This is a genomic window from Fuscovulum blasticum DSM 2131 (assembly GCF_003034965.1).
GTDB classification, from domain to species: domain Bacteria; phylum Pseudomonadota; class Alphaproteobacteria; order Rhodobacterales; family Rhodobacteraceae; genus Pseudogemmobacter; species Pseudogemmobacter blasticus.
In genome coordinates this window covers 12,358-34,757 of record NZ_PZKE01000002.1, presented here as the reverse complement: position 1 = coordinate 34,757, position 22,400 = coordinate 12,358, and the positions used below count along the sequence as shown (strand labels likewise).

Here is a 22,400-nt window from a genome sequence, read left to right as displayed (position 1 = left end):
CTTGCCGGCGCGGTCAGGATCGGCAACATATTGCCTATCTGAGCCTGAGCTTAGGCTGCCCTTGATCCCGGGGCCGCCAGGTCCGGTTGCCGACGGAGGGTATTGCCGTGAAGTACCGTATTTCCAGTGACGATGTGGTTTTCGAAGACTTCGACGGCGAAGTGGTTGTGCTGGATCTGGGCACAGGCCGCTATTTCGGCCTGAACGCCAGCGCCTCGGCGCTTTGGGCCGCGCTGTCCACCGGCGTGGAAACGGCATCGCTTGCAGATGCGGGGGCGCCGGCTGACTGGATTGCCGGATTTGCCGCCGAATGTGTGCAGGCGGGGTTGCTGGTCGAAGCGCCTGACGCCCCCGAAGCTGCGTTGCCCGCAGGGTTCCGCCTGCCCACCGACGCCGCGCCCCGGCTTGAGGCGCACAGCGAACTGTCCGACCTGATCGCCGCCGACCCGATCCATGATGTCGATCTTCAGGCCGGATGGCCGCATCTGCCGCCGGATCAGGTGGACAGATGACGCTTGCCGGGGCCGCTGTCGCGCTGGACCCCACCGCCTTGCCGCAAGGGCTTGCCGCGATGTTCGCGCAGTTCGGCAACCTTTGGCAGAACGCCGCCCCGATCACCCGATTCACGGTCGAGGAGACGGCCTTCGACTGTCGCGGCACCGCGCCCGCCTATGCCGATCTGGTGCGCACCGGCATCTGCCAGCCCGCCGCCACAGCCACCCGTCCCGCGCAACTCCTGCTGCTGGACGCGCCCGGTCCCCTCTGGGCCGCCCCTTATTTTCAGGAGCGCGAGGTTGAGGCCGCCTTGCGCGGCACGCCCTATCTGCTGGCGCATGATCCCGACCGTGGCTTCTGGCAGGCCTTTGATCGCGCCACCGGGCGGGGGCTGCAATTCATGCGCGGCCCGACCGGCTATCCGCCATGGGAACCCGGCTCGCCGCTGCGAAATTTCCTGCACTGGCAGGTGCTTGGGCCGCGCCGGGGGCTGATCCATGCCGGGACGCTGGCCTTTGGCGGGATAGGGGTGCTGCTGGCCGGTCCCGGCGGCAGCGGCAAGTCGGGCACGGTTCTGGCCGGCTTGCTGCACGGGCTGTCCAGCGTGGGGGATGACTACGTTCTGGCCGATCTGGAGGGTGGCTTGGCCTTGCGCCCGGTCTTCCGCACCCTGAAGCAAGACCCCACCGGCGCTGTCCGGTTGGGGCTGTCGCTGGCCCCGCGCGCAGCCAACTGGCAGGGCAAGCTGCAACTGACGGTGGATGAGATCGCGCCCGCCGCGCTGGTGCCGCAGATCACCCCGCTGGCGCTGCTGTGCCCGCGTGTGGCCCATGCCCCGCGCACCACCTTCCGCCCGCTTGATGCGAAATCCGCCTTTCAGGCGCTGGCCCCGTCCGGTGTCAGCCAGATTCCCGGCGACCGGGCCGCCGCCTTTGCGCTGGCCGCCGCCGTGGTTCGGGCGCTGCCCTGCCATGCGGTCGATCTGGGCACCGACCCGGCCGAGATTGCCGGGGCCATTTGTGATTTCATCCGGCGGGGCGGGGTATGACGGTTGCGGTGATCGTGCCCACCTTCAACCGGGCCGGCCTTTTGTTGCAGGCTTTGCGGTCCGTTCTGTCGCAACCTGTGCCGGGAGGAGTTTCGGTTATCGTGGTTGATGACGGTTCGACAGATGAGACCGCTGCCGTGCTGGCGGCTGGGGCGGACCCGCGCGTTCGGGTGATTTTCCAAAGGAATTCAGGGGTTTCGGCGGCACGGAATGCGGGGTTGGGGGCTTTGCCGGAGAAGGCGGGGTTCGTGACCTTTCTGGATTCCGACGATGTGTTCCCGGCGGGTCGTCTGGCCGATGACCTTGCCCGCCTGACCGCCGCGCCGCAGGCGGGGTATACCTATGGGCGCATGTGCTATGTTGATGAAATATCGTCAGAAACCCTGCGCCCCGCTGCCGGGGCGCGCACGGTCACGCTGCATGGCATCCAGCTTGGCTGCGGTCTTTACCGCCGCGCGCTGATTGACCGGATCGGCCCTTTCGCGACCGACATGACCCATGGCGAGGATACGGATTACCTGTTTCGCCTGTACGAAACGGGTGCAGCTTTCGTGCAGCATGACGACATATCTTTGTATTACCGACGTCATACCGACAATGTCACCAACCAGACCGACCTGAACCGGCGCGGCTTTGCCCGGGCGCTGATGCGCAGTATGCAGCGCCGCCGCGCGGACCCCTCGCTTGGCTGGTCGATGCCCGATTTCGCCCTGCAACCCCGACCGGCGGAAGGGGGCAGCGCATGACCGGCTACAGCGTGGTGATCCCCGCCTGGAACGCCGCCATAACGCTGGCCGAAACGATCGGGTCGGTTCTGGCGCAAGGCTGGGCGCCGGCCGAGGTGATTGTGGTTGATGACGGATCGACCGATGCCACCGCCGATGTGGCCGCCGGCTTCGGCGCGGCGGTCCGGATGATCCGGCAGGACAATCGCGGGGTGGGTGTCGCCACCAACACCGGCCTTGCGGCCTGTGGCCAGCCGGTGGTGGCGCTGGTCGATTCCGATGATCTGTGGTTGCCCGACAAGGCTGCGCGGCAACGCGACCACCTGGCCCGACTGCCGGAGCTGGCCATTTCTTGCACGGCGCTGCGGCTGTTCCGCGCCGATGCGGCGGGCGGGCGGGAGCTGGGGCCGGTCAGGCCGGGGCTGCTGCGGTCCAGCATGATGTTTCCGCTTGCGGTCTTTGCCCGCGTTGGCCCGCTGTTCGATCCGCCCGGCGGGCGGGGCGACATGGTGGACTGGCTGGCCCGCGCGCGCGAGCAGGGCGTTGCCATCGAGGAACTGCCCGAACCGCTGACCCTGCGCCGGGTGCGGCCGGGCAGCCTGTCATCGGGCCGCGATCCCGCGCTGGACCGTGGCTATCTGCTGGCCGCGCGCCGCGCCATGCTGCGCGCCCGGCAGGACGGGGGCACCGCATGACCGCCCGCCGCTTTCCCAACCCCGGCTGGGCCTGGCCTTCGGGCGGGCGCGACCTGCTGCTGAAGGCGGCCCTGCTGCCGCAGCCCGAGGCGGCGCTGGACCACTTTGCCCGCTGGCTGGCCGCGCAGGATCTGGATGCCGCCGTTTTCGCCGACCATCGCCTTCTGGCCGCCATCGCCGAACGCCATGGCGCGGCGCTGGAGCGGTTTGCGGAATATCCCCGCCTGAAGGGCATCCAGCGCAAGCTGTGGACGGAATCGCGGATGCGCGTTCATGCCAACCTGCCGATCCTGCGCGCGCTGGCGCAGGGCGGGGTGCCGGTGATGCTGTTCAAGGGGGCGGCGCGGGTGGCGGTGAACCCGGCCGCGCAGCGCCAGCGCGCGCATCAGGATGTGGATGTGCTGGTCCGCCCCGAACATATGGCGGCGGCGGCGCAGATCCTGATCGCAGAAGGCTGGCAGACGGCGCGTGGCGAAACCGCGCTTTGCGCCGTGGCCCGGGCGCCGACCGCCCGCGCCATCAACTTTCACGATGCGCGGGATGGCGACATCGACCTGCATCGCAGCATCTATCACGGGCCGAACTTCCACCCCGCCCGCGATGCCGCCTTGTGGGATCAGGCGCAGCCGGCCGATTTCTTTGGCCAGCCGGTGCTGGTTCCGCGCCCCGAGGAACGGCTGGCGATCACGCTGGCGCATGGCGCGTGGTCGGCCCATGCGCATAGCGACTGGCTGGTCGATGCGGCCGAGCTGATTGCCGATCCCGCGCTGGACTGGACGCTGGTCGAGGCGATTGTGCAGGACCGCGCCATGGCGTTTCAGGCCCGGATCGGGCTGGGCTATCTGGGGCAGGAGATCGGCCTGCCGCTGCCCGCCGGGCTGTTGGAGCGGCTGGCCGCGCTGCCGCATCCGGGGTGGCTGGCGGCCCGGGGGGCGCTTTTGATGGCCCGGCCCGAGGATGATCTGACCCCGCTGCAACGCGGGGCGCGGCAGGTCTGGATGCGCCTTGCGCAACGCCGCCAGCGCGCGCCGCGCGGCGATGCTCCGCCGCTGGTGCTGGCGCTGGCCCGGCCGGGGCGGGGCGCACAGGCCGGGGCGGGGCGGGGCGCACAGGCCGGGCAGGGGGCCGGGCTGACCGCGCCGATCCCGTTCCCCGGACCGGGCCGCCACCGGCTGACGCTGGAACTGGCCTTCACCGCGCCCGCCACCCTGCGCCGGGTTGAGCTGGAGCTGAACAGCCCAACCCGCCACATCGCCCGCTTCCGCATCTATTCCCGCGCGCGGGCCGAGACGGAGATGCGGGTCCGTCTCAGGGTGCAGGTCAGGCTGACGGAGGCGGACCACGATCTGATCCTGCAATCCTGTCCGGGCGGGCTGGTCTATGGCGGCGACAGCGCGGCGCGGCAGGCGAAATACCGCGCCCTGCCGTTCCGGCTGTTGCGGGCGGCCTTCGGCTAGGCCGAAGTTACCGCGCCGCAGACCGCCCGGTCAGCCGTTGCCACAGCCGCACCGGGCGCGAGGGGCGGGCGGGGGTCTTGCAGTCATCCACCGGGATCACCTCGCGCAGCGTCAGATCCAGCACCGCCGGGTCGATCATCTGTTCGGCGGGCTCGTCCAGATCCGCCGGCCAGTCGCGCCGGGTCAGCAGCGCATGGGGTTCCTTCCGCCCGGCCGTGCCGATGCAGTAGCGGCAGGAGGCCAGCGGTTCGGCGCCGTTCAGAAAGGCCAGAAGCCGCGCCGCGAAGGCTGGCCCGGGTTCGATGGGCAGGCCGTCAAACCCTGCGGCCCCGGCCAGCGTCAGCGCATACATCGACTGCGGGCAGCGGTAGATGGCCCCGCGATAGACGCCATGGCAGCCCCAGACATTGGCGATCTTGCAGCCCCGGAACACCGCCTGCACCAGCGCCGGATCGGTGGTTTCGCGGCGGGTGAAGGTGCGCCGGAACATCGGGTAATCGTTCAGGGTGAAGCGCACGCCATGCGCCGCCGCCCTGTGGCGGGCCCGGTCCAGAAGGGCGCTGTCCAGCCCGGCGCCGGGATAGCGGGAAATCTCGATCTCGTCGATCAGGCCCCAGACGCTGGCCGGCATCCGGTCCAGCAGCAGGCCATTGGTGACCAGCATGTGATGCGGCGCGATGCCCGAGGCCCGGCCGGCCCGGATCACCGCCGGCAGGTCGGGGTGCAGAAGCGGCTCCCCTCCGATGTATTTCAGGAAGGCCGGCCGGTAGCTTTGCGCCAGCGCGGCCAGGGTGCGCCCGGTTTCGTCCGGGTCGGCGCACCATTTCGGCAGGACGGGTGAACCGTGGTTGCATTGCCGGCAGGCGATGTTGCAGTGATCGGTGACGATCACCTCCATCCCGGTCGGCGGCACCACCATGCCATCGCGCAGCTCGCTGCGGGTGCGGCGTTCGGGGCGCGGGGTGGGCGGCACGCCGGGTTTCACGGAACGGGGCAGGATCGTGGCACACATCGGCCCAGCCTGACACAGGCCACCCGATTCGGCACCCGGTCTGTCAGCCCGCCTGTGCGGCCTGCGGCACGAACCAGGGCCCCGAGGCCGGGGCGGTGTTCATGGCGATGCGGCAGCCATAGGCGCGTTCCAGCAGGCCGGGGTCCAGCACCGCGTCCGGCGGGCCGCAGGCGGCGATCCGGCCGCCGATCACAAAGGCGATGCGGTCGGCGAACATTGCGGTCAGGTTCAGGTCGTGCATGACCGCGACCACGCCGCCGCCGGCATCGGCATAGCGGCGCATCAGCCGCATCACGAACAACTGGTGGCCAAGGTCAAGGCTGGCCACGGGTTCATCAAGAAACAGCCAGCGCGCGCCCTGCGGGCCGACCGGCTGCCAGACCTGCGCCAGCGCGCGGGCCAGATGCGCCCGCTGCCGTTCGCCGCCCGAGAGCGTCTGGATGCTGGCATCGGCCAGATGGTCCAGTCCCACCTCGGCCAGCGCCCGCCGGACAAGCCCCGGTTCCGGCGCGAAATCGCCGGCGTCCTGGCCCATGGCCACGATTTCGGCCACGGTAAACGGAAAGGCCGCCTGCGTGTCCTGCGGCAGCACCGCCCGCAGCCGGGCCAGCGCCTGCGGCTTGCCCTGCCGCAGATCCTGCCCGTTCAGCGTGACCCGGCCCTGCGCGGGAACCTCGCCCAGGGCGGCGCGCAGAAGCGTGCTTTTGCCCGCGCCGTTCGGGCCGCAGATCGCCACCACCTCGCCGGGGCGCACCTGAAGCGAGATGCCATGCAGGATGTCGCGGCCGCCCAGCGTGACCTTCAGATCGTCGATCTGCAGCATGTTACCCCCGGGCCGCCGACGGCTGGCTGAGAAGAATCCACAGGAAGACCGGCGCGCCCAGAAGGGCGGTTATGATCCCGATGGGCAGTTCCGCGGGCGCGACGATGCTGCGCGACAGAAGGTCGGCCAGCACCAGCAGGGCCGCGCCCAGCAGCGCCGCGCGGGGCAGGAGGCGCCGGTGGTCCGGCCCGTCCGCCTGCCGCAGCAGATGGGGCACCACGATGCCGACAAAGCCGATGCCGCCCGACACCGCCACCGCCGCCCCGGTGGCCGCCGCCGCCGAAAGGATCGCGCGCCGCTTCATCCGTTGCACGTCGATGCCCATATGGGCGGCCTGCGCTTCCCCCAGGGCCAGCGTGTTCAGCGCGCGGGCCAGGAAGGGCATCATCAGCAGAACCAGCGCGATCAGCGGCAGCGCCGCCGCCAGTTTGCCCCAGGTTGCGCCCGCCAGCGAGCCCATTCCCCAGAAGGTCAGGTCGCGCAACTGCCGGTCATCGGCCAGATAGACCAGCACGCCCGTTGCCGCGCCCGCCAGCGCGGCCAGCGCGATTCCGGCCAGAAGCAGCGTCGTCACGCGGGTCTGTCCGCCTGCGGTGGCGATGCGGTAGAGCAGAAGCGTTGTCACCCAGCCGCCAAAGGCGGCGGCCAGCGGCACCAGATGGCTGCCTGTCACCGCCAGAACGCCCGCGGGCAGCAGCCCGCCCAGCACGATGGCCAGCACCGCGCCCAGGCCCGCGCCTGCGCCCACGCCCACGATGCCGGGGTCTGCCAGCGGGTTGCGGAACAGCCCCTGCAATAGCGCCCCCGACACGGCCAGCGCCGCGCCCACGGCAATGCCCATGGCCAGCCGGGGCAGGCGGATCTGATACAGAACCACCTCGTCGCGGGCCGAAAGACCATCGCCGGTCAGGGCGGCCAGCAACTGCCCCGGCCCCAGACCCGCCGCGCCGCTGCTGAGCGACCAGAGCGAGGCGAGGACCAGCAGCGCCACCAGCCCTGGCGTCAGGAACCGGCGCAGCGCGGGTGTCCGCAGGCCGGTCAGATCGGGCGACAGGGCGACCATGGTCCTACCCCTTGGCCGGATAAAGCGCGTCGTGCAGCGTCATCGCCGCTTCGGGCAGACGCGGGCCAAAGCCCAGGAGCAGCAGCCCGTCCATCCGCACCACCGCGCCGGCCCTGGCGGCGGGGGTCTGCGACAGGGCGGGCTGCGCCATCACATCGTCATTGCTGCCCGGATCATCGCCATGCCGGTTCATCATCAGGATGACATCCGGCGCGGCGGTCAGGATCGCCTCATCCGTCATCGGCTTGTAGCCCTGGAAGCCGCTGGCGGCATTCACGCCGCCGGCCAGTTCGATGATGCCCTCGGCGGTGCTGCCTTCGCCGCCGGCCATCACCCGGCCGCCTTGCAGCGACAGCACGAAGAGCACGCGCTTCGGCTGGGTCACGCCCGCCACCGCGGCGGCTACCCTGTCCATGTCGGCGCTGACCTGCGCGGCCAGTTTCGCGCCCGCCTCGGGCATTTCAAGCGCGGCGGCGACGGCGGTGATCTTGCCGATCACCCCTTCGGGCGTGGTCGCGGCGGGGATCTTCACATAGCCGATGCCGGCGGCCTGCAACACGTCCACCGCCTCGGGCGGGCCGGCGCCGTCTTCCGCCAGGATCAGGTCGGGCGACAGGGCCAGCACCCCTTCGGCCGACAGTGCGCGGACATATCCCACATCGGGCAGGGCTTCCACGCTGGCCGGATAGGTTGAGGTGGTGTCGCGGGCGACCAGCCGGTCGCCGGCGCCAAGTGCCACCACGATTTCCGTCACCGATCCGCCCAGCGAGATGACCCGCGGGGCGTCTTCGGCGGCGATAGGGTCTGCGGCAAGCGCCAGCGCCAGACCCAGCACGGAGCGGCGGATCATGCCGTCACCTCTTCCAGCCGGGGCAGGGCGGCCGTCAGCGCGATCCACGGCTCGGGCGGGGTGTTCTTGCGGTAGCCGAAGATCTGCAGGATCAGCTCGCCATCCGGGGCGAAGCCTTCGACGCTGTAGACATCGCCGGTGCGGGTGGGTTTCCACACCAGATAGACCTCGGCCAGACGGTCGGCCCGCAGATGCAGGTTGAAGCGGGGGTCCATCACGTTGATCCAGGGGCCCATCGGCACGATGCGTTCGATCAGGCCGCCGTGAATCTGGATGCAGCCGGGGTTGCCGACGAAGATCATCACCGGAACCTTCTGCTCGGCCGCGCCTTGCAGAACCAGCGTCACCGCCTCGGGCGCAAGCCGCCGGACATAGGGCGCACCCGCCACGCGATAGGCGCCCAACCGGTTCATCTTGTGCTCTTTCACCAGCCCGAGGAACTGATGGGTGTCGGTCATCGCGTCCCAGGCATCGCGCAGCGCCGGGGCGCCGGCGGCCAGTTCGCGCGCCGGTTCCACCACGGCACGGGGCGCCAGGGCAAGGGACGGTTCCTGCACCGGCAGGCGCATGTTGGCGATCAGATCGGCGAAGAGTTCGCCCTTCGATTCGGGCTTGAGCCAGATCTTGTGCACGGCATCGCCCGCCGCATCGAACACCTGAAGGCTGCGCTTCGGCCCGTCCTCGCCGGGTTCTTCCACCGCGAAGGCATGGACCCAGTGTTTGGCAAAGATCCGCAGGTCGATCTCGGGGTCCAGCACCATCGCGGCAAAGGCGCCGGTGCGATAGTCCGAGTAATGGCCGCGGCGTTCATGCACGCAATGTTCGTTGCGGGTCAGCGCCATGACATCGCCCAGGCGGCCGGCCCAGGGAATCAGCCGGTCGGGATCGGCTTCGATGGCGGTTGCGCCATGGCCCAGATGGGCTGCCACAAGGTCGGCTTCAGAAATGCCAAGCTGGGTGGCAAAGTCGCGGGCGCGGGTTTTCGGGGTTTCGGCGCGCAGGGCGCGAATCTGATCGGGGCCGGGCTTGGCCATGGGCATCCTTCCGTTTGACTGGGGCGGACGCGCATCTCTGGCACAGGCTGGGGCGCGGGGGCGCCAGGGCTGCCCGAGGGAGTGGCAGATACCTGACAAATACAGTCATGTTTCCTAAAAGAACCGCGCCGCATGTTCAAGCCGGATTCTGCCGCCTCGGGCCGGAAGAGGGCGGCGGAGGCGTGGGCGCCCTGCGGCCAAACGCCCGGGTTAATGTCTGAGTAAAAGATTCACCCTTTACACCCGACTAAAACTGTCGGATTAATTTCCCCAAGCCAGCCCGGTGGGGTGAGCCAGCCTGTCCAACGATCCGGAGGAAGACGGATGACATGCCGGAACGAATCCACCCCGACGAGCAAGAAGGCGACAAGACCATGAATGCCATGAACGAATCTTTCCTGCGGGCCGTGGAAACCCCGCCCCGGCACGATGCGATCGAGCTGACCGGCGGCGGCGCGACGGCGCAGATCCTGCTGAATGACCAATGCTACACCCTCAGGATTACCCGTCAGGGCAAGCTGATCCTGACAAAATGACCGGAGTTGCCATGCGCCTGCGCCTTGCCGTCCTGATGTCTTCCGTTGCCCTTGCCGGCCCGGCGCTGGCCGCCGATCCGGCCGCGGTGGTGGAGACCTATGCCAAGATTGCCGAAGCCGGCTATGGCGACAGCCTGTCCACGGCCAAGGCGTTGCAGGCGGCGGTCGAGGCGCTGATCGCAACCCCGTCGGACGAAACGCTGCAGGCCGCGCGCGCCGCCTGGATGGCAGCCCGCGTGCCCTATCAGCAGACCGAGGTGTTCCGCTTCGGCAACCCGATCGTGGACGAGTGGGAAGGCAAGGTGAACGCCTGGCCGCTGGACGAGGGGCTGATCGACTATGTGGCCGCCGATACCGCGGTGAACGAGGAAAACCCGCTGGCCGGGCTGAACGTGATCGCCACGCCGAAGATCACCATCGCGGGGCAGGAGGTCGATGCGGCCGAGATCACGCCCGACTTCCTGTCGGGCACCCTGCATGAGGCGGACGGGGTCGAGGCGAATGTGGCCACCGGCTACCATGCCATCGAGTTCCTGCTGTGGGGGCAGGATCTGAACGGCACCGGGCCGGGCGCCGGCAACCGCCCCTATACCGATTATGTGCAGGGCGAGGGCTGCACCGGCGGCAATTGTGACCGCCGCGCCGCCTATCTGCGGGCCGCGACCGACCTTCTGGTCGCCGATCTGGAGTATATGGCCGGGCAATGGGCCGAGGGCGGCGAGGCCCGCGCGGCCGTGACCGCCGATCCGCAGGTGGGCCTTCTGGCCATGCTGACCGGCATGGGCAGCCTGTCCTATGGCGAACAGGCGGGCGAGCGCATGAAGCTGGGCCTGATGCTGCACGACCCCGAGGAAGAACACGACTGCTTCTCGGACAACACGCACAACAGCCATTTCTATGACGGGGTGGGCATCCGCAACGTCTATACCGGCAGCTATACCCGTGTGGACGGTTCGGTCGTCTCCGGTCCCGCGCTGGGCGAGATGGTGGCGGAAAAGGATGCGGCGGTCGATACGCAGCTTCGGGGTGAGCTGGATGCGTCGGTTGCGGCCCTTCAGGCGATCAAGACCGCGGCCGAAGGCGGATTTGCCTATGACCAGATGCTTGCACCCGGCAGCACCGAAGGTGAGGCGCTGATCCTGGGCGCCGTCGATGCGCTGGTGACGCAGACCAAGTCGATCGAACGCGCGGTTTCGGTGCTGGGCCTGTCGAAGATCAGCGTCGAAGGGTCCGACAGCCTCGACAACCCCAACGCCGTCTTTCAGTGAGGCTGCCATGATCGTCTGCCATTGTCAGAATATCAGCGACCGCGACATCCGCGCGGCAGTTGACTGGATGCGCGCAGCCGATCCGCAGACCATCATCACCCCCGGCAAGATCTACCATGCCCTTGGGCGGCGGGCGGATTGCGGGGGGTGTATGCCCTTGTTCCTTGACACCATGCGTGCCTGTGACAGTTTCGGGGTAGCCACGGCCGATGCGGCCCAGCCAGCCATACCTGTCCTGCGCAGCGTGAAAGGAAAGCCACATGAAGGGCGACGCCAAGGTCATCGAGTATCTCAACGCGGCACTGCGGTCTGAACTGACCGCCGTCAGCCAGTACTGGCTGCACTATCGCCTTCAGGACGACTGGGGGTACGGGCATCTGGCCGCCAAGTCGCGTGAGGAATCCATCGAGGAGATGCAGCACGCCGACCGGCTGATCGCCCGCATCATCTTTCTGGAAGGCCACCCCAACCTGCAAAAGCTGGACAGCCTGCGCATTGGCCAGAACATCAAGGAAACGCTGGAATGTGACCTTGCCGCCGAGCATGAGGCGCGAACCCTCTATATCGAGGCCCGCCGCCATTGCGACAGTGTGGGCGACTATGTGACCCGCAGCCTGTTCGATTCGCTGATTGCCGATGAGGAAGGCCATATCGACTTTCTCGAAACGCAGCTTGGTCTTTACGAGCGGCTGGGCGAAGTGGCCTATGGCCAGTTGAACGCCAAGCCGGCAAACGCGGCCGAGTAGCGCCCCGACAGCGCGCCCTGGCCGCACAAGATCTGGGCGACTCAGCTCAAGCCCGCGAATGGTGCGATCCGCCATTTGCGGGTTTTTCATATTGCATTTGAAATTGGCGCTGCGGTGGCGCCTGCGGGCCGTTTGCCGGGAAAAGCTGCGATCCGGCCCGGATCTGCCGGTTCGGCGCCTTGCGTCAAACTGTCCCAATCCACATTCCCGATAAAAATACTAAGCATCGAGGCAAGGCTTTGCCCGGAACAGGTGGCAGCGGAGACAGACCGATGATGAACGCCCGACAGATACCGCTGACCCTTGCCACGCCTGACGCCGAAATGGTGGTGACCGGGCTGGCCGGATGCCCCGACATGCGGCGGCGGCTGGCTGATCAGGGTATCCTGATCGGGGCGCGGTTGCGGCTGGTGCGGGGCGCCGGGGCGGGGCCGCTGGTCCTGGGCATTGGCGCGGCGCGGCTGGCGCTGTGTCAGGACATGGCGCGCAAGATCCTTGTTACCGCCGTGCAGGACGGCCGGCCATGACCGCCGCCCTTGCAACGCTGGCCCCCGGGGCCACGGCGCGTGTCACCGGCTATGCCCCCGGCGGGGCGGCCTATCGGCAGAAGCTGCTGTCGATGGGCCTGACCCCCGGCGTGACCCTGCGGGTGCTGCGCGTGGCCCCCTTGGGTGACCCGGTGGTGATCGAACTGCGGGGCTACCAGCTTTCGCTGCGCAAGGCCGAGGCGGCCGCCCTGATCGTTGAAGGAACCCCGGCATGACAGCCTTCACCGTGGCCCTGGTGGGCAACCCCAATTGCGGCAAGACCACCCTGTTCAACGCGCTGACCGGCGCGCGGCAGACGGTTGGCAACTGGCCCGGCGTGACGGTTGAACGCAAGCTGGGCGCGCTGTCGCACAAGGGGCAGGCCATCGAACTGGTCGATCTGCCCGGCACCTATTCGCTGGGGTCGGGCCATGCCGTTTCCATCGACGAACGCATCGCCCGCGATTACGCCCTGTCGGGCGAGGCGCGGCTGATCGTCAATATCGTCGATGCCTCGAACATCGAGCGCAACCTGTATCTGACGCTGCAACTGATCGAGATGGGCGTGCCCGTCATCGTGGCGCTGAACATGATGGACGTTGCCAAGGCGCAGGGCATCGACATCGACATTCCCGCGCTTTCGGCGGCGCTGGGCTGCCCGGTGATTCCGATCGTTGCCGCCCGGGGCACGGGGCTGCCCGCGCTGAAGGATGCGCTGCTGACGCCCCCCGCGCCGGCGACCGCCGCCGTTGCCTATGGCCCCGAGATCGAGGCGGCGCTGGCCGCGCTGGTGCCGCAGATTGCCGCCGCCGGGGAAACCGCCAGCCCGCGCTGGATTGCGCTGGAACTGCTGGAAGGCAGCCCGGTGCTGCTGGACCGGCTGCCCGCGCTGGCCGCCCCCGTCCGCGCCGCGCGCGAGGCGGCCGAGGCCGCGCTGGGCTATGAGGCGGACACCGCCATCGCCAGCGCCCGTTATGACCGGGTGGCTGAGATCACGGGCGGGTCGGTGCGGCGGCGGGGGGAGCTGGGCCAGACCATCTCGGACCGGATTGACCGGGTGGTGCTGAACCGGCTGCTGGGCATCCCGCTGTTCCTGCTGGTGATGTATGGGATGTTCCTGATCACCATCAACTTCGGCGGCGCCTTCATCGACTTCTTCGACATCGCCGGCGGCGCGATCTTTGTGGACGGATTCGGCGCGCTTCTGGCCCGCCTTGGCAGCCCTGACTGGCTGGTGACCATCCTGGCCAACGGCTTTGGCGGCGGGGTGCAGACGGTGGGCACCTTCATTCCGGTGATCGCCTGCCTGTTCCTTGTCCTGTCGGTGCTGGAGGATTCGGGCTACATGGCGCGCGCCGCCTTCGTGATGGACCGTTTCATGCGCATGGTCGGCCTGCCGGGCAAAAGTTTCGTGCCGCTGATCGTGGGGTTCGGCTGCAACGTGCCCGCCATCATGGCCACCCGCACGCTGGAATCGCAGCGCGACCGCACCATGACCATTGCCATGGCGCCCTTCATGTCTTGCGGGGCGCGGTTGCCGGTCTATGCGCTGTTCGCGGCGGCGTTCTTTCCGACGGGCGGGCAGAACCTTGTGTTCGGCCTGTATCTGATCGGCATCCTTGCCGCCGTGCTGACCGGGCTGATGCTGAAGAACACCCTGCTGCCCGGCGCCACCACGCCCTTCGTGATGGAACTGCCGCCCTGGCACCTGCCGCGCCTGCGCAGCGTGGCCTTGCGCACCTGGGACAGGCTCAAGGCCTTTGTCCTGCGCGCGGGCCGGGTGCTGGTGCCGGTGGTGGCGGTGATCGCCGTGCTGAATTCCTGGGGCCGCGACGGCAGCTTCGGCAATGAGGATACCGACAATTCCATGCTGGCGGCCGTGGGTCAGGCCATCGTGCCGGTGTTCGAACCCATGGGAATCCGGCCCGAGAACTGGCCGGCGACCGTGGGGGTTTTCACCGGCATTCTGGCCAAGGAAGCCGTGGTCGGCACGCTGAACGCGCTGTACAGCCAGGCCGCGCAGGGCGGCGCCGCGGCGGAAGACGACGCGCCCTTCGACCTGATGGCGGGGCTGGGCGAAGCGGTGGCGTCGGTCGGCACCAATCTTTCGGACCTTGGCAGTGCGCTGACCGATCCGCTGGGTCTGTCGGTTGGCAATGTGGCGGACAGCGCCGCCGCCGCCGATGAGCTTGAGGTTGATCAGGGCACTTTCGGGGCCATGCGCGCGCTGTTCGACGGGCAGGCCGGCGCCTTTGCCTATCTGCTGATGGTGCTGCTGTATGTTCCCTGCACCGCCGCCATCTCGGCCGTCTGGCGCGAGGCGGGGGCCGCCTGGACCGGCTTTGTCTTCGGCTGGACGCTGTTTCTGGGCTGGGGATCGGCGGTGGTGTTCTATCAGGCCGCGACGCTGGCCCGGCATCCCGGCAGTTCCGCCGCCTGGATCGCCGGGATTCTGGCGGCGCTGGCGGTGTTCATCCTGACCCTGCGCCGGATCGGCCGCCGCGGCCCGCCGTCGCGCGCCGTTTCGGTGCCGGTCTGACGGGGCGGTGACAGGATGCTGCTTGCCATCCGATCGCTGATCCAGACCCGTGGCCAGGCCAGCCTGTCCGATCTGGCTTTGCATTTCCGCGTCAGCCCCGAGGCGATGCAGGGCATGGTGGAGCACTGGGTCGCCAAGGGGCAGGTGCGGCGCCAGTCCTGCGGCAGTTGTTCCGGCGGATGCGGCGGCTGCCCTTCGGCCCGGGCCGCCGATATTTACCTCTGGACAGGCCCCGATCCGCGGTCCGGTTCCTGATAGGGGCGGGCTGTGCGAGGGCGTGCGCCAAAGTGACGTAACGTCGCTTCTTTTGCTACAAATTGTGGCGGGCTGTTCCGCATCCACGCCATAATGTGGCCATGAGGAAATGGAATCATTCCAACTGTAGCAAGTGACTGAGTGCAAGGTGTGGTTCCGTAACGAGTTTTTCTCGCGGGTGCTGTGCGGCCAGAACCGTGTTCGCCCGCGATGTTTTTGATCTGGCGCCCGTGCGGGGTGAGTGGGAGTTGTCCCGCACCACCGCAGGGCGTTTTCTGATACATGAACCGGCGCGCGCCACCCCAACGCTCCCCAGCACGCCGCGCGTCCGGCCCGACTTTCAGCCCGTGCCCAGGATGTGGCGCGGGCTGTTTGTTTTCCGTTGTCGTGATCCTGTCATGCCGGCCGCCTATGGGCCGCTTGTGTCCGCGCGCGGGCGGCAGGACGCGACGGCCGTTTCACGCTTTACCTTGGTCGGCAGGGCAGGTCAGGCTTGGGGCACAGGGATCTTCGGGCGGAAGGGCGGGCGGGATGCAGGGCAAGGCGGAACTGATCGAAGGCGCCCGCGTCATTTTCGAGGATCGGGTGGAAACGGCTTCGGTCCGCATCGAGGCGGGGGGGATCACCGGCATCGACGTGGCGCGGGATGGCGCAACCGTGGTGCCGGGGCGGGGCAGGGTGCTGGCGCCCGCCTTCGTGGACATTCACGGCGATGCCTTTGAACGGCAGTTGCAGCCGCGCCCGGGTGTCAGTGTCGGCACCGAGGCGGCGCTTCTGGAAACTGACCGGCAACTGGCCGCGAACGGGATCGCCACCGCCTATCATGCCCTGACCCTGTCCTGGGAACCGGGCCTGCGCAGCGTGGAGACGGGCTGGCAGGTGGTGCGCGCGCTGGAACACCTGCGCCCGCGCCTGACGGTGGACAACCGCATCCAGCTTCGCTGGGAAACCTTCTGCCCCGAGGCCGTGCCGCTGATTGCGCATGTGCTGGCGGGGCAGGATCGCCCGGCGCTGGCCTTCAATGACCACACCAGCGCGGCGCTGCTGCACCCTTCGGTGGCGCTGCATGACCGGCCTTTCGATCAGGTGGCGGAGTATCCGCTGACCGACCTTGCCGCGCCGGCCTTCCTGCACAAGATGGAGGCGCGGGCCAAGCGGTCGCATATGACGACGCCGGACTATGTGGCCCTGATCGCCGAGGTCTGGTCGCGCCGCCCGCAGGTTCCTGCGCTGATTGACCACATCGCCGCGCTGGCGCGGGCGCATGACACCCCCATGCTGAGCCATGACGACAGCCAGCCCGAGACCCGCGCCTATTATCGCGGCCTTGGCGCGACGGTGGCCGAGTTTCCCATGCACGAACGCGCCTTCCTGGCCGCGCGCGAGGGGGGCGATCTGATCGTTCTGGGCGCCCCCAATGCCATGCGCGGCGGCAGCCATCTGGGCAGCCCCGGCGCGGCCGCGATGATTGCCCGCGGGCTGTGCGACATCCTGGCCTCGGACTATTTCTATCCGGCCATGCTGGGCGCCGTGGTGCGGCTTCTGGCCGATGGCGTGGCCGATCTGCCGGCGCTGTGGAAACTGGTCGCCGCCAACCCCGCCGCCGCTATGGGCCTGACCGACCGGGGCCGCATCGCCCCCGGCCTGCGCGCCGATCTTGTGCTGCTGGACTGGCCCGAAGACGGCCCGCCCGCGCCGCTGCGCACCTGGGTTTCGGATCGCGGCGGCTATTCCGCCCTTTAGGCGTTACCGAAGTTTCACCGAACCGCAGGGCAACCGTCACACCGCGCCGCTACCTCGTCCGCAACGCAACAGACGGGGGCGGGCGGGATGTTGGAAGTGAAGGCGGTCACGCGGATGTTCGGCGCCAAGGCCGCGGTGGACAGCGTGAGCTTTACCATCGACCATCCCGGCTTTGTCGGCATCATCGGCCGGTCGGGCGCCGGCAAGTCCACCTTCCTGCGCATGATGAACCGCCTGATCGACGCGACTTCGGGCGAGATCCGGGTGGATGGCCGCAACGTGCTTGCCCTGCGCGGGGCCGAGGCGCGCGCCTGGCAATCGCAATGCGCGATGATCTTCCAGCAGTTCAACCTTGTGCCCCGGATGGATGTGGCCTCGAACGTGCTGCACGGCATCCTGAACCGCCGCTCGACGCTACAGACCATGTTCAACCTGTGGCCCCGCGCCGACATCCTGCGCGCGCTGGACATTCTTGACCGGCTTGGCATCGCCGAACAGGCCCCCAAACGGGCCGAGGCGCTGTCGGGCGGGCAGCAGCAGCGCGTCGCCATTGCCCGCGCCCTGATGCAAGACCCGCGCATCATCCTGGCCGACGAACCCATCGCCAGCCTTGATCCGATGAACGCGCAGGTGGTGATGGACACGCTGAAGCGGATCAACACCGAAGACGGCCGGATGGTGATTGCCAACCTGCACACGCTGGATACCGCGCGCCGCTATTGCGACCGGGTGATCGGTATGCGCGACGGCCGCATCGTGTTCGACGGCACGCCCGACCAGCTTTCCACCGGCGTCGCGCGCGACATCTACGGCGCCGACGAAACCTTCAACGAGGCGGCCACCTCGACCGCCATTCCCGCAGACACCACGGCCGACCGCACCTATGCGGACATCATGCTGTCGTGACCCCCGGCCTTCTGCAAGGCCGGACCCAACCCACGGAGAGACCATGAAAAAGCTGCTTCTCACCCTTGCTGCCACCACCACGCTTGCCGGCGCCGTGCAGGCCCAGGAGATTACCGGGTTCAACCTTGGCATCCTTGGCGGCGAAAATGCCCAGGACCGGCTGACCTCGAACGAATGCTACCGCAAGAAGATCGAAGAGGCGCTTGGCGTTCCGGTCAAGGTCTTTACCCCGGCCGATTATGACGGCGTGATCCAGGGCCTGCTGGGCGGCACGCTTGACATGGCCTGGCTGGGCGCCAGCGGCTATGCCAAGATCTATCTGACCGACCCCGAGGCGGTTGAGGTCAAGCTGACCAAGCAGAATGCCGACGGTTCGACCGGCTATTACTCCATCGGCTTTGCCCGCGCCGACAGCGGCATCACGTCGATTGACGATGCCAAGGGCAAGGTCTTTGCCTTTGCCGAGCCGAACTCGACCAGCGGCTATCTGGTGCCCGCCGCCGAGCTGACCGAAAAATACGGCGACCTGAAGACCTACTTCAAGGACGTGAAGTTCTCGGGCGGCCATGAGCAGACCATCGTCGGCGTCGCCAACGGCGATTTCGATGCCGGGGTAAGCTGGGCCGACGGTCTGGGCAACTGGGAAGACGGCTACAACTCGGGCGCCTTCCGCAAGGCCGCCGATGCGGGCCTTGTCGACATGAACAACCTGGTCGAGATCTGGCGTTCGACCCTGATCCCCGAAGGCCCGATGGTGGTGCGCAAGGCGCTGCCGCAGGACGTGAAGGACAAGGTGACCCAACTGACCGCCGACCTGTGGGAAAGCGACAAGGACTGCGCCTATGCCGTTGCGGCGGGCGAGGCCAAGGATTTCATCCCGGTCACGCATGACGCCTATCTGGGCGTGCTGGCCGCCCGCAAGCTGCAGGAAGCGCAGTAATCCGCCGTCTTTCCGCCGGGCCCCGCAAGGGGCCCGGCTGTTCATTTGTGGAACCTCGCATGGTCGATATTGCCTTCGGGCCTGAGCCCGGCCGCCGGCCCGATCTTTCGGACCCCCGCGCCGCCTATCTGGACCTGCTGCGCCGCAAGCGCATGTATGGCGGCGTGCTGCTGGTGCTGTTCGTGGGCCTCATGGCCTCGGGCTGGATTCTGGCCAATGACCGCAATGCCGGCGGGTTCTGGAACGGCCTGCCCATGCTGGGCGCCTTTCCGTCCGAGGTGTTGTCGGAGGCCTGGGCCAACCGTGCCAACCTGCCGGGGCGGCTGGTCGAATTCTTCCCCTCGCTGATCGAGACGATCAACATCGCCGCCGTTTCAACCCTGCTGGGGGCGCTGGGGGCGGTGATGCTGTCGCTGCTGGCCACGCGCGGGCTGGCCCGCTGGCCGCGCGCCATTCCGCTGTTCCGCCGGCTGATGGATACCTTTCGCGCCGTTCCCGAAATCGTCATCGCGCTGGTGCTGATCTTCATTCTGGGCGGTGGCCCGGTTCCGGCGGTGATCGCCATTGCCGTTCACACGACCGGCGCGCTGGGCAAGCTGTTTTCCGAAGTGGCCGAGAATGCCGATCTGAAGCCGGTCGAAGGGCTGACCTCGGTCGGGGCAAGCTGGGGGCAGAGAATGCTGCTTGGGGTGATCCCGCAGGTGGCGCCGAACTGGATTTCCTATGCGCTGCTGCGGTTTGAAATCAACGTCCGTGCCAGTGCCATTCTGGGCTTCGTCGGCTCGGGCGGGATCGGGCATGACCTGAAGCTGGCGATGCAATGGGGGCAGGGGCGCTATGATCAGGTGGTGGCGATCTTCCTGCTGCTGTTCGTGACCATTGTCCTGATCGACCGTCTGTCCGACCGCGCCCGCGCGCGTCTGGTCAAGGGAGCGTGACGCCATGACCGCCGTATCCCATGCGCCTTCGCTGGCCGAAACCGTGACCCGCAGCTTCGACCGCCGCCGCCGTCTGGCGCTGGCGGTGCCGGCGCTGATCCTGGCCTATCTGCTCTATGCCGCGGTGTCCTTCGATCTGGCGGGGCTGGCCGCCCGCGCCCGGATGGACAATGCCGCCATCCTGCTGGCCGACTTCTGGTCGCACAAGACCCATGTCACCCGCGACAACCGTTCCGGCGCGCTGACGGTGGCGATCGAGGGCGAGGCGAAGGGAACCTATGCGCCTGACCATTTTCCCGACTGGGTGTCGGTGGCGGATGGCATCACCACCATCGACCTTGGGCAAGGGCATGTCGTGACCTATGACGCCACCGGCGCGCGCTATGACATTCCGGGTTATGGCGTGGTGGATGTGCATCCGGTCGGGGGAAAGCCGGTCGTGACCCTGCCGCCCGGCCCGGTGCCGGACTGGATTTCGGTGGCCGAGAACAAGGTGTCCGTCACCACCGACGCGGGGCGGTTCAGCTATTCGCGGTCCAAGGTGGAAACCTTCCGGTACGAACCGGGGTGGGAGCAGTTCTTTTTTACGCTGGACAGCCCGTTTTATGGCAGGGGGCCGCTGGAACTGGCCCGGCTGGCGCTGGTCGGTGACCGGGTTGACCCGGCCCGGTCCAACATCGCCGGCATGGTGTCGGATTTCTGGCACAACAAGATGTGGCACCATGGCGATGTGGTCTGGGCGCTGTTCGAAACCGTGCTGATGGCCTTCCTTGGCACCATGGGCGCGGCGCTGATCGCGCTGCCGCTGGGGTTTCTGGCCGCATCGAACATGATGCCGGTGCGGCTGGTGCGCTTTGCCTTCCGCCGGGTCTTCGACTTCATACGCGGCGTGGACGGGCTGATCTGGACCATCGTCCTGTCGCGCGCCTTTGGCCCCGGCCCGATGACCGGGGCGCTGGCGATCCTGATCACCGACACCGGCAGTTTCGGCAAGCTGTTTTCCGAGGCGCTGGAGAACATCGACGAAAAGCAGGTCGAGGGCATCCGCTCGACCGGGGCGGGGCGGCTGCAACGGGCGCGGTTCGGAGTGATCCCGCAGGTGACGCCGGTGCTGCTGTCGCAAGTCCTGTACTACCTGGAATCGAACACCCGCAGCGCCACCGTGATTGGCGCCATTGTCGGCGGCGGCATCGGGCTGCTGCTGACGCAGGCGATCATCACCCAGAAGGACTGGGAAGAGGTGGCCTATTACATGGTGCTGATCGTGCTGATGGTCATGGCGATGGACAGCCTGTCCGGCTGGCTGCGCCGCCGGTTGATCAAGGGCGATGCGGGCGGCAAAAGCTGAGAAGGGCTGAACATGGAACCGCAACTGCTTGAAAAGGCCGGAACTGAGCAGGCGTCGCATCGTGGCGCACGTCTTTCGGCCTCTGGTCCGCTGATCCACCCCGATTGCCTGATCCAGGCATCAACCTTCGAAGGCTGGACCGAGGTGGGTGCCGCCTCTCGCATCCTGAACTCGGCCTTCCGGGCCTATGCCTATTGCGACCGGATGGCCGACATCGCCAATACCACCGTGGGCCGCTTCGCCAATATCGCCGCGATGACGCGGATCGGGCCGACCGATCACCCTTTCACCCATGCCGCGCAGCACCATTTCCTGTATCGGTCCAGCTATTACTGGCCCGATGTGACGGATGACGCTGCCTTTTTCGCCGCCCGGGCCGCGCGGCGGACCGAGCTGGGCGCCGATTGCTGGATCGGCCATGGTGCGATCATCAAGCCCGAGGTGAGCATCGGCATCGGCGCCATTGTCGCCGCCGGGGCCGTGGTCACGCGCGATGTGGGTCCGTTCCAGATTGTCGCCGGTTGCCCGGCCACGCCGCTGCGATCCCGCTTTCCGCAGGCGGTGATCGACCGCCTGCTGGCGCTGGCCTGGTGGGACTGGGACCACAGCCGCCTGCGGGACGCGCTGGCCGATTTCCGGGCGCTGCGGGCGGAAGAGTTCCTGGACCGTTACGACGCCTGATCCGGGTTCACGGTCAGCGTGACCCGGTCGCCCGCGAACCAGGTGGTGCCGAATTCGACCGGCCGGCCAGTGGAATCCACGTTCACCGCCACCGAGCGCAGCACCGGCGCGCTGGTCTGCACCTGCAGGGCCAGCGCCAGAACCGGATCGGCCAGTTTGGCGGTCAGCCGGGTTTCGGCGCGGGTGTAGTCGGTCACGCCGCAGGCCGCCAGCGCGGCGGTGATCGAGGCCTCAGTCGCCATGACCGCCGGAAACCCCGGCAACAGGGCGGCGGGCAGGACCGAACGGAACGCCGCCAGCGGCTGCCCGTCCGCCAGCGACACGCCTTCCACCACATGAACCGGCTCTCCGGCGGGCAGGTGCAGGGCCTCGGCCTCGCGCGGGCTGGCGGGGCGGGTTTCCAGCCGGGTGATCCGCCGCGACGGCGTTCGCCCCGAGGCCGCCACGTTCTGGTGGAAGCGCACCCGCCGCCCCAGCGCATAATCGGTGGGCCGCGCCGCGACGAACACCCCCGCGCCCCGCCGGGCATGGACCAGCCCCGCCTCGGCCAGCGCGGCCAGCGCGTGGCGCACGGTATGGCGGTTCACGCCGAACCGCGCGGCCAGTTCGGCCTCGGTCGGCAGTTTGTCACCGGGGCGATACAGGGCATCGGCAATCTCGGCCTTCAGCCGGTCTGCGATGGCGGTCCACAGCGCGGGGCGGGGCATCCGGCCCTCCTGTCATGAAAGTTTCACAGCTTTTCTCTTGAGCCGACTCGGGCGGCGGCGTAGA

Annotated in this window: 25 protein-coding genes; 19 read left to right on the top strand and 6 right to left on the bottom strand. The window is 68.2% G+C overall.

All coding sequences use genetic code 11. The features are described from left to right. Nucleotides 1–107: 107 nt before the first annotated feature. The 5 genes from C5F44_RS02210 to C5F44_RS18220 are packed head-to-tail and all read left to right on the top strand — an operon-like array spanning nt 108 to nt 4,420. Complete coding sequence (locus C5F44_RS02210) at nt 108–512, top strand: PqqD family peptide modification chaperone (RefSeq protein ID WP_146161888.1); 405 nt, start codon at nt 108–110, stop codon at nt 510–512. Next, a complete protein-coding gene (locus tag C5F44_RS02205) occupies nt 509–1,543 on the top strand; it encodes a phosphoenolpyruvate carboxykinase (ATP) (RefSeq protein ID WP_107671884.1) in 1,035 nt (344 codons plus the stop codon). The genes C5F44_RS02210 and C5F44_RS02205 overlap by 4 nt, the downstream gene beginning before the upstream one ends. Continuing rightward, on the top strand, nt 1,540–2,289 hold the full coding sequence (locus C5F44_RS02200; protein WP_107671883.1) for a glycosyltransferase family 2 protein: 750 nt from the start codon (nt 1,540–1,542) through the stop codon (nt 2,287–2,289). Before C5F44_RS02205 ends, C5F44_RS02200 begins: the two co-directional genes overlap by 4 nt. Then, on the top strand, nt 2,286–2,963 hold the full coding sequence (locus tag C5F44_RS02195) for a glycosyltransferase family 2 protein (RefSeq protein ID WP_107671882.1): 678 nt from the start codon (nt 2,286–2,288) through the stop codon (nt 2,961–2,963). Before C5F44_RS02200 ends, C5F44_RS02195 begins: the two co-directional genes overlap by 4 nt. Continuing rightward, the gene (locus tag C5F44_RS18220) at nt 2,960–4,420 is read left to right on the top strand and encodes a nucleotidyltransferase family protein (protein WP_107671881.1); all 1,461 of its coding nucleotides are present in this window, start codon (nt 2,960–2,962) and stop codon (nt 4,418–4,420) included. Before C5F44_RS02195 ends, C5F44_RS18220 begins: the two co-directional genes overlap by 4 nt. A 7-nt stretch (nt 4,421–4,427) precedes the next feature. Here C5F44_RS18220 and C5F44_RS02185 read toward each other — a convergent pair whose 3' ends face one another. The 5 genes from C5F44_RS02185 to C5F44_RS02165 are packed head-to-tail and all read right to left on the bottom strand — an operon-like array spanning nt 4,428 to nt 9,202. Next, nucleotides 4,428–5,432: a radical SAM protein gene (locus C5F44_RS02185; protein ID WP_107671880.1), complete on the bottom strand. Its 1,005-nt coding sequence runs from the start codon at nt 5,430–5,432 to the stop codon at nt 4,428–4,430. A gap of 43 nt (nt 5,433–5,475) precedes the next feature. Next, nucleotides 5,476–6,246 carry a heme ABC transporter ATP-binding protein gene (locus tag C5F44_RS02180; protein WP_412917522.1) on the bottom strand — a complete coding sequence of 257 codons (771 nt, stop codon included), beginning with the start codon at nt 6,244–6,246 and terminating at the stop codon, nt 5,476–5,478. A 10-nt stretch (nt 6,247–6,256) separates the two neighbouring features. Continuing rightward, nucleotides 6,257–7,318 (bottom strand): FecCD family ABC transporter permease, encoded by a 1,062-nt coding sequence (locus tag C5F44_RS02175; protein ID WP_107671878.1) that lies wholly within the window; start codon nt 7,316–7,318, stop codon nt 6,257–6,259. Nucleotides 7,319–7,322: 4 nt separating this feature from the next. After that, nucleotides 7,323–8,168 (bottom strand): heme/hemin ABC transporter substrate-binding protein, encoded by an 846-nt coding sequence (locus C5F44_RS02170; protein ID WP_107671877.1) that lies wholly within the window; start codon nt 8,166–8,168, stop codon nt 7,323–7,325. Next, nucleotides 8,165–9,202 carry a hemin-degrading factor gene (locus tag C5F44_RS02165; RefSeq protein WP_235822482.1) on the bottom strand — a complete coding sequence of 346 codons (1,038 nt, stop codon included), beginning with the start codon at nt 9,200–9,202 and terminating at the stop codon, nt 8,165–8,167. Before C5F44_RS02165 ends, C5F44_RS02170 begins: the two co-directional genes overlap by 4 nt. 374 nt (nt 9,203–9,576) lie before the next feature. Here C5F44_RS02165 and hemP point away from each other — a divergent pair, with 374 nt between their 5' ends. From hemP to C5F44_RS02095, 14 genes are all read left to right on the top strand, one after another. Beyond that, a complete protein-coding gene (gene hemP, locus C5F44_RS02160; RefSeq protein ID WP_107672159.1) occupies nt 9,577–9,738 on the top strand; it encodes a hemin uptake protein HemP in 162 nt (53 codons plus the stop codon). Nucleotides 9,739–9,749: 11 nt separating this feature from the next. Beyond that, entirely contained in the window at nt 9,750–11,006 is a 1,257-nt protein-coding gene (locus tag C5F44_RS02155) for an imelysin family protein (protein ID WP_107671875.1), read from the top strand. 7 nt (nt 11,007–11,013) lie between these two features. After that, nucleotides 11,014–11,319, top strand: a complete 306-nt coding sequence (locus tag C5F44_RS02150; protein ID WP_107671874.1) for a (2Fe-2S)-binding protein — start codon at nt 11,014–11,016, stop codon at nt 11,317–11,319. After that, nucleotides 11,267–11,752, top strand: coding sequence for a bacterioferritin (gene bfr / locus C5F44_RS02145; RefSeq protein ID WP_107671873.1), 486 nt, complete (start codon nt 11,267–11,269; stop codon nt 11,750–11,752). The genes C5F44_RS02150 and bfr overlap by 53 nt, the downstream gene beginning before the upstream one ends. Before the next feature lie 272 nt (nt 11,753–12,024). Then, a complete protein-coding gene (locus C5F44_RS02140; protein ID WP_107671872.1) occupies nt 12,025–12,279 on the top strand; it encodes a FeoA family protein in 255 nt (84 codons plus the stop codon). Further along, nucleotides 12,276–12,515 (top strand): FeoA family protein, encoded by a 240-nt coding sequence (locus C5F44_RS02135; RefSeq protein WP_107671871.1) that lies wholly within the window; start codon nt 12,276–12,278, stop codon nt 12,513–12,515. The genes C5F44_RS02140 and C5F44_RS02135 overlap by 4 nt, the downstream gene beginning before the upstream one ends. Beyond that, entirely contained in the window at nt 12,512–14,818 is a 2,307-nt protein-coding gene (gene feoB / locus C5F44_RS02130; protein ID WP_107671870.1) for a Fe(2+) transporter permease subunit FeoB, read from the top strand. The genes C5F44_RS02135 and feoB overlap by 4 nt, the downstream gene beginning before the upstream one ends. 15 nt (nt 14,819–14,833) lie before the next feature. Continuing rightward, entirely contained in the window at nt 14,834–15,073 is a 240-nt protein-coding gene (locus C5F44_RS02125) for a FeoC-like transcriptional regulator (protein ID WP_107671869.1), read from the top strand. A gap of 531 nt (nt 15,074–15,604) precedes the next feature. Next, nucleotides 15,605–16,816, top strand: coding sequence for an alpha-D-ribose 1-methylphosphonate 5-triphosphate diphosphatase (locus tag C5F44_RS02120; RefSeq protein ID WP_107671868.1), 1,212 nt, complete (start codon nt 15,605–15,607; stop codon nt 16,814–16,816). Nucleotides 16,817–16,903: 87 nt separating this feature from the next. Then, complete coding sequence (gene phnC / locus C5F44_RS02115; protein WP_107671867.1) at nt 16,904–17,722, top strand: phosphonate ABC transporter ATP-binding protein; 819 nt, start codon at nt 16,904–16,906, stop codon at nt 17,720–17,722. Between the two features lie 43 nt (nt 17,723–17,765). Continuing rightward, nucleotides 17,766–18,662 (top strand): phosphonate ABC transporter substrate-binding protein, encoded by an 897-nt coding sequence (phnD, locus tag C5F44_RS02110; RefSeq protein ID WP_107671866.1) that lies wholly within the window; start codon nt 17,766–17,768, stop codon nt 18,660–18,662. Nucleotides 18,663–18,721: 59 nt separating this feature from the next. Next, nucleotides 18,722–19,600, top strand: a complete 879-nt coding sequence (phnE, locus tag C5F44_RS02105) for a phosphonate ABC transporter, permease protein PhnE (protein ID WP_107671865.1) — start codon at nt 18,722–18,724, stop codon at nt 19,598–19,600. 4 nt (nt 19,601–19,604) lie between these two features. Further along, complete coding sequence (phnE, locus tag C5F44_RS02100) at nt 19,605–20,948, top strand: phosphonate ABC transporter, permease protein PhnE (RefSeq protein ID WP_107671864.1); 1,344 nt, start codon at nt 19,605–19,607, stop codon at nt 20,946–20,948. Between the two features lie 12 nt (nt 20,949–20,960). Further along, entirely contained in the window at nt 20,961–21,629 is a 669-nt protein-coding gene (locus C5F44_RS02095) for an LbetaH domain-containing protein (RefSeq protein ID WP_107671863.1), read from the top strand. Here C5F44_RS02095 and phnF read toward each other — a convergent pair. Then, a complete protein-coding gene (gene phnF / locus C5F44_RS02090; RefSeq protein WP_107671862.1) occupies nt 21,617–22,336 on the bottom strand; it encodes a phosphonate metabolism transcriptional regulator PhnF in 720 nt (239 codons plus the stop codon). The two genes, C5F44_RS02095 and phnF, sit on opposite strands and share 13 nt — an antisense overlap. Between the last annotated feature and the right edge of the window lie 64 nt (nt 22,337–22,400).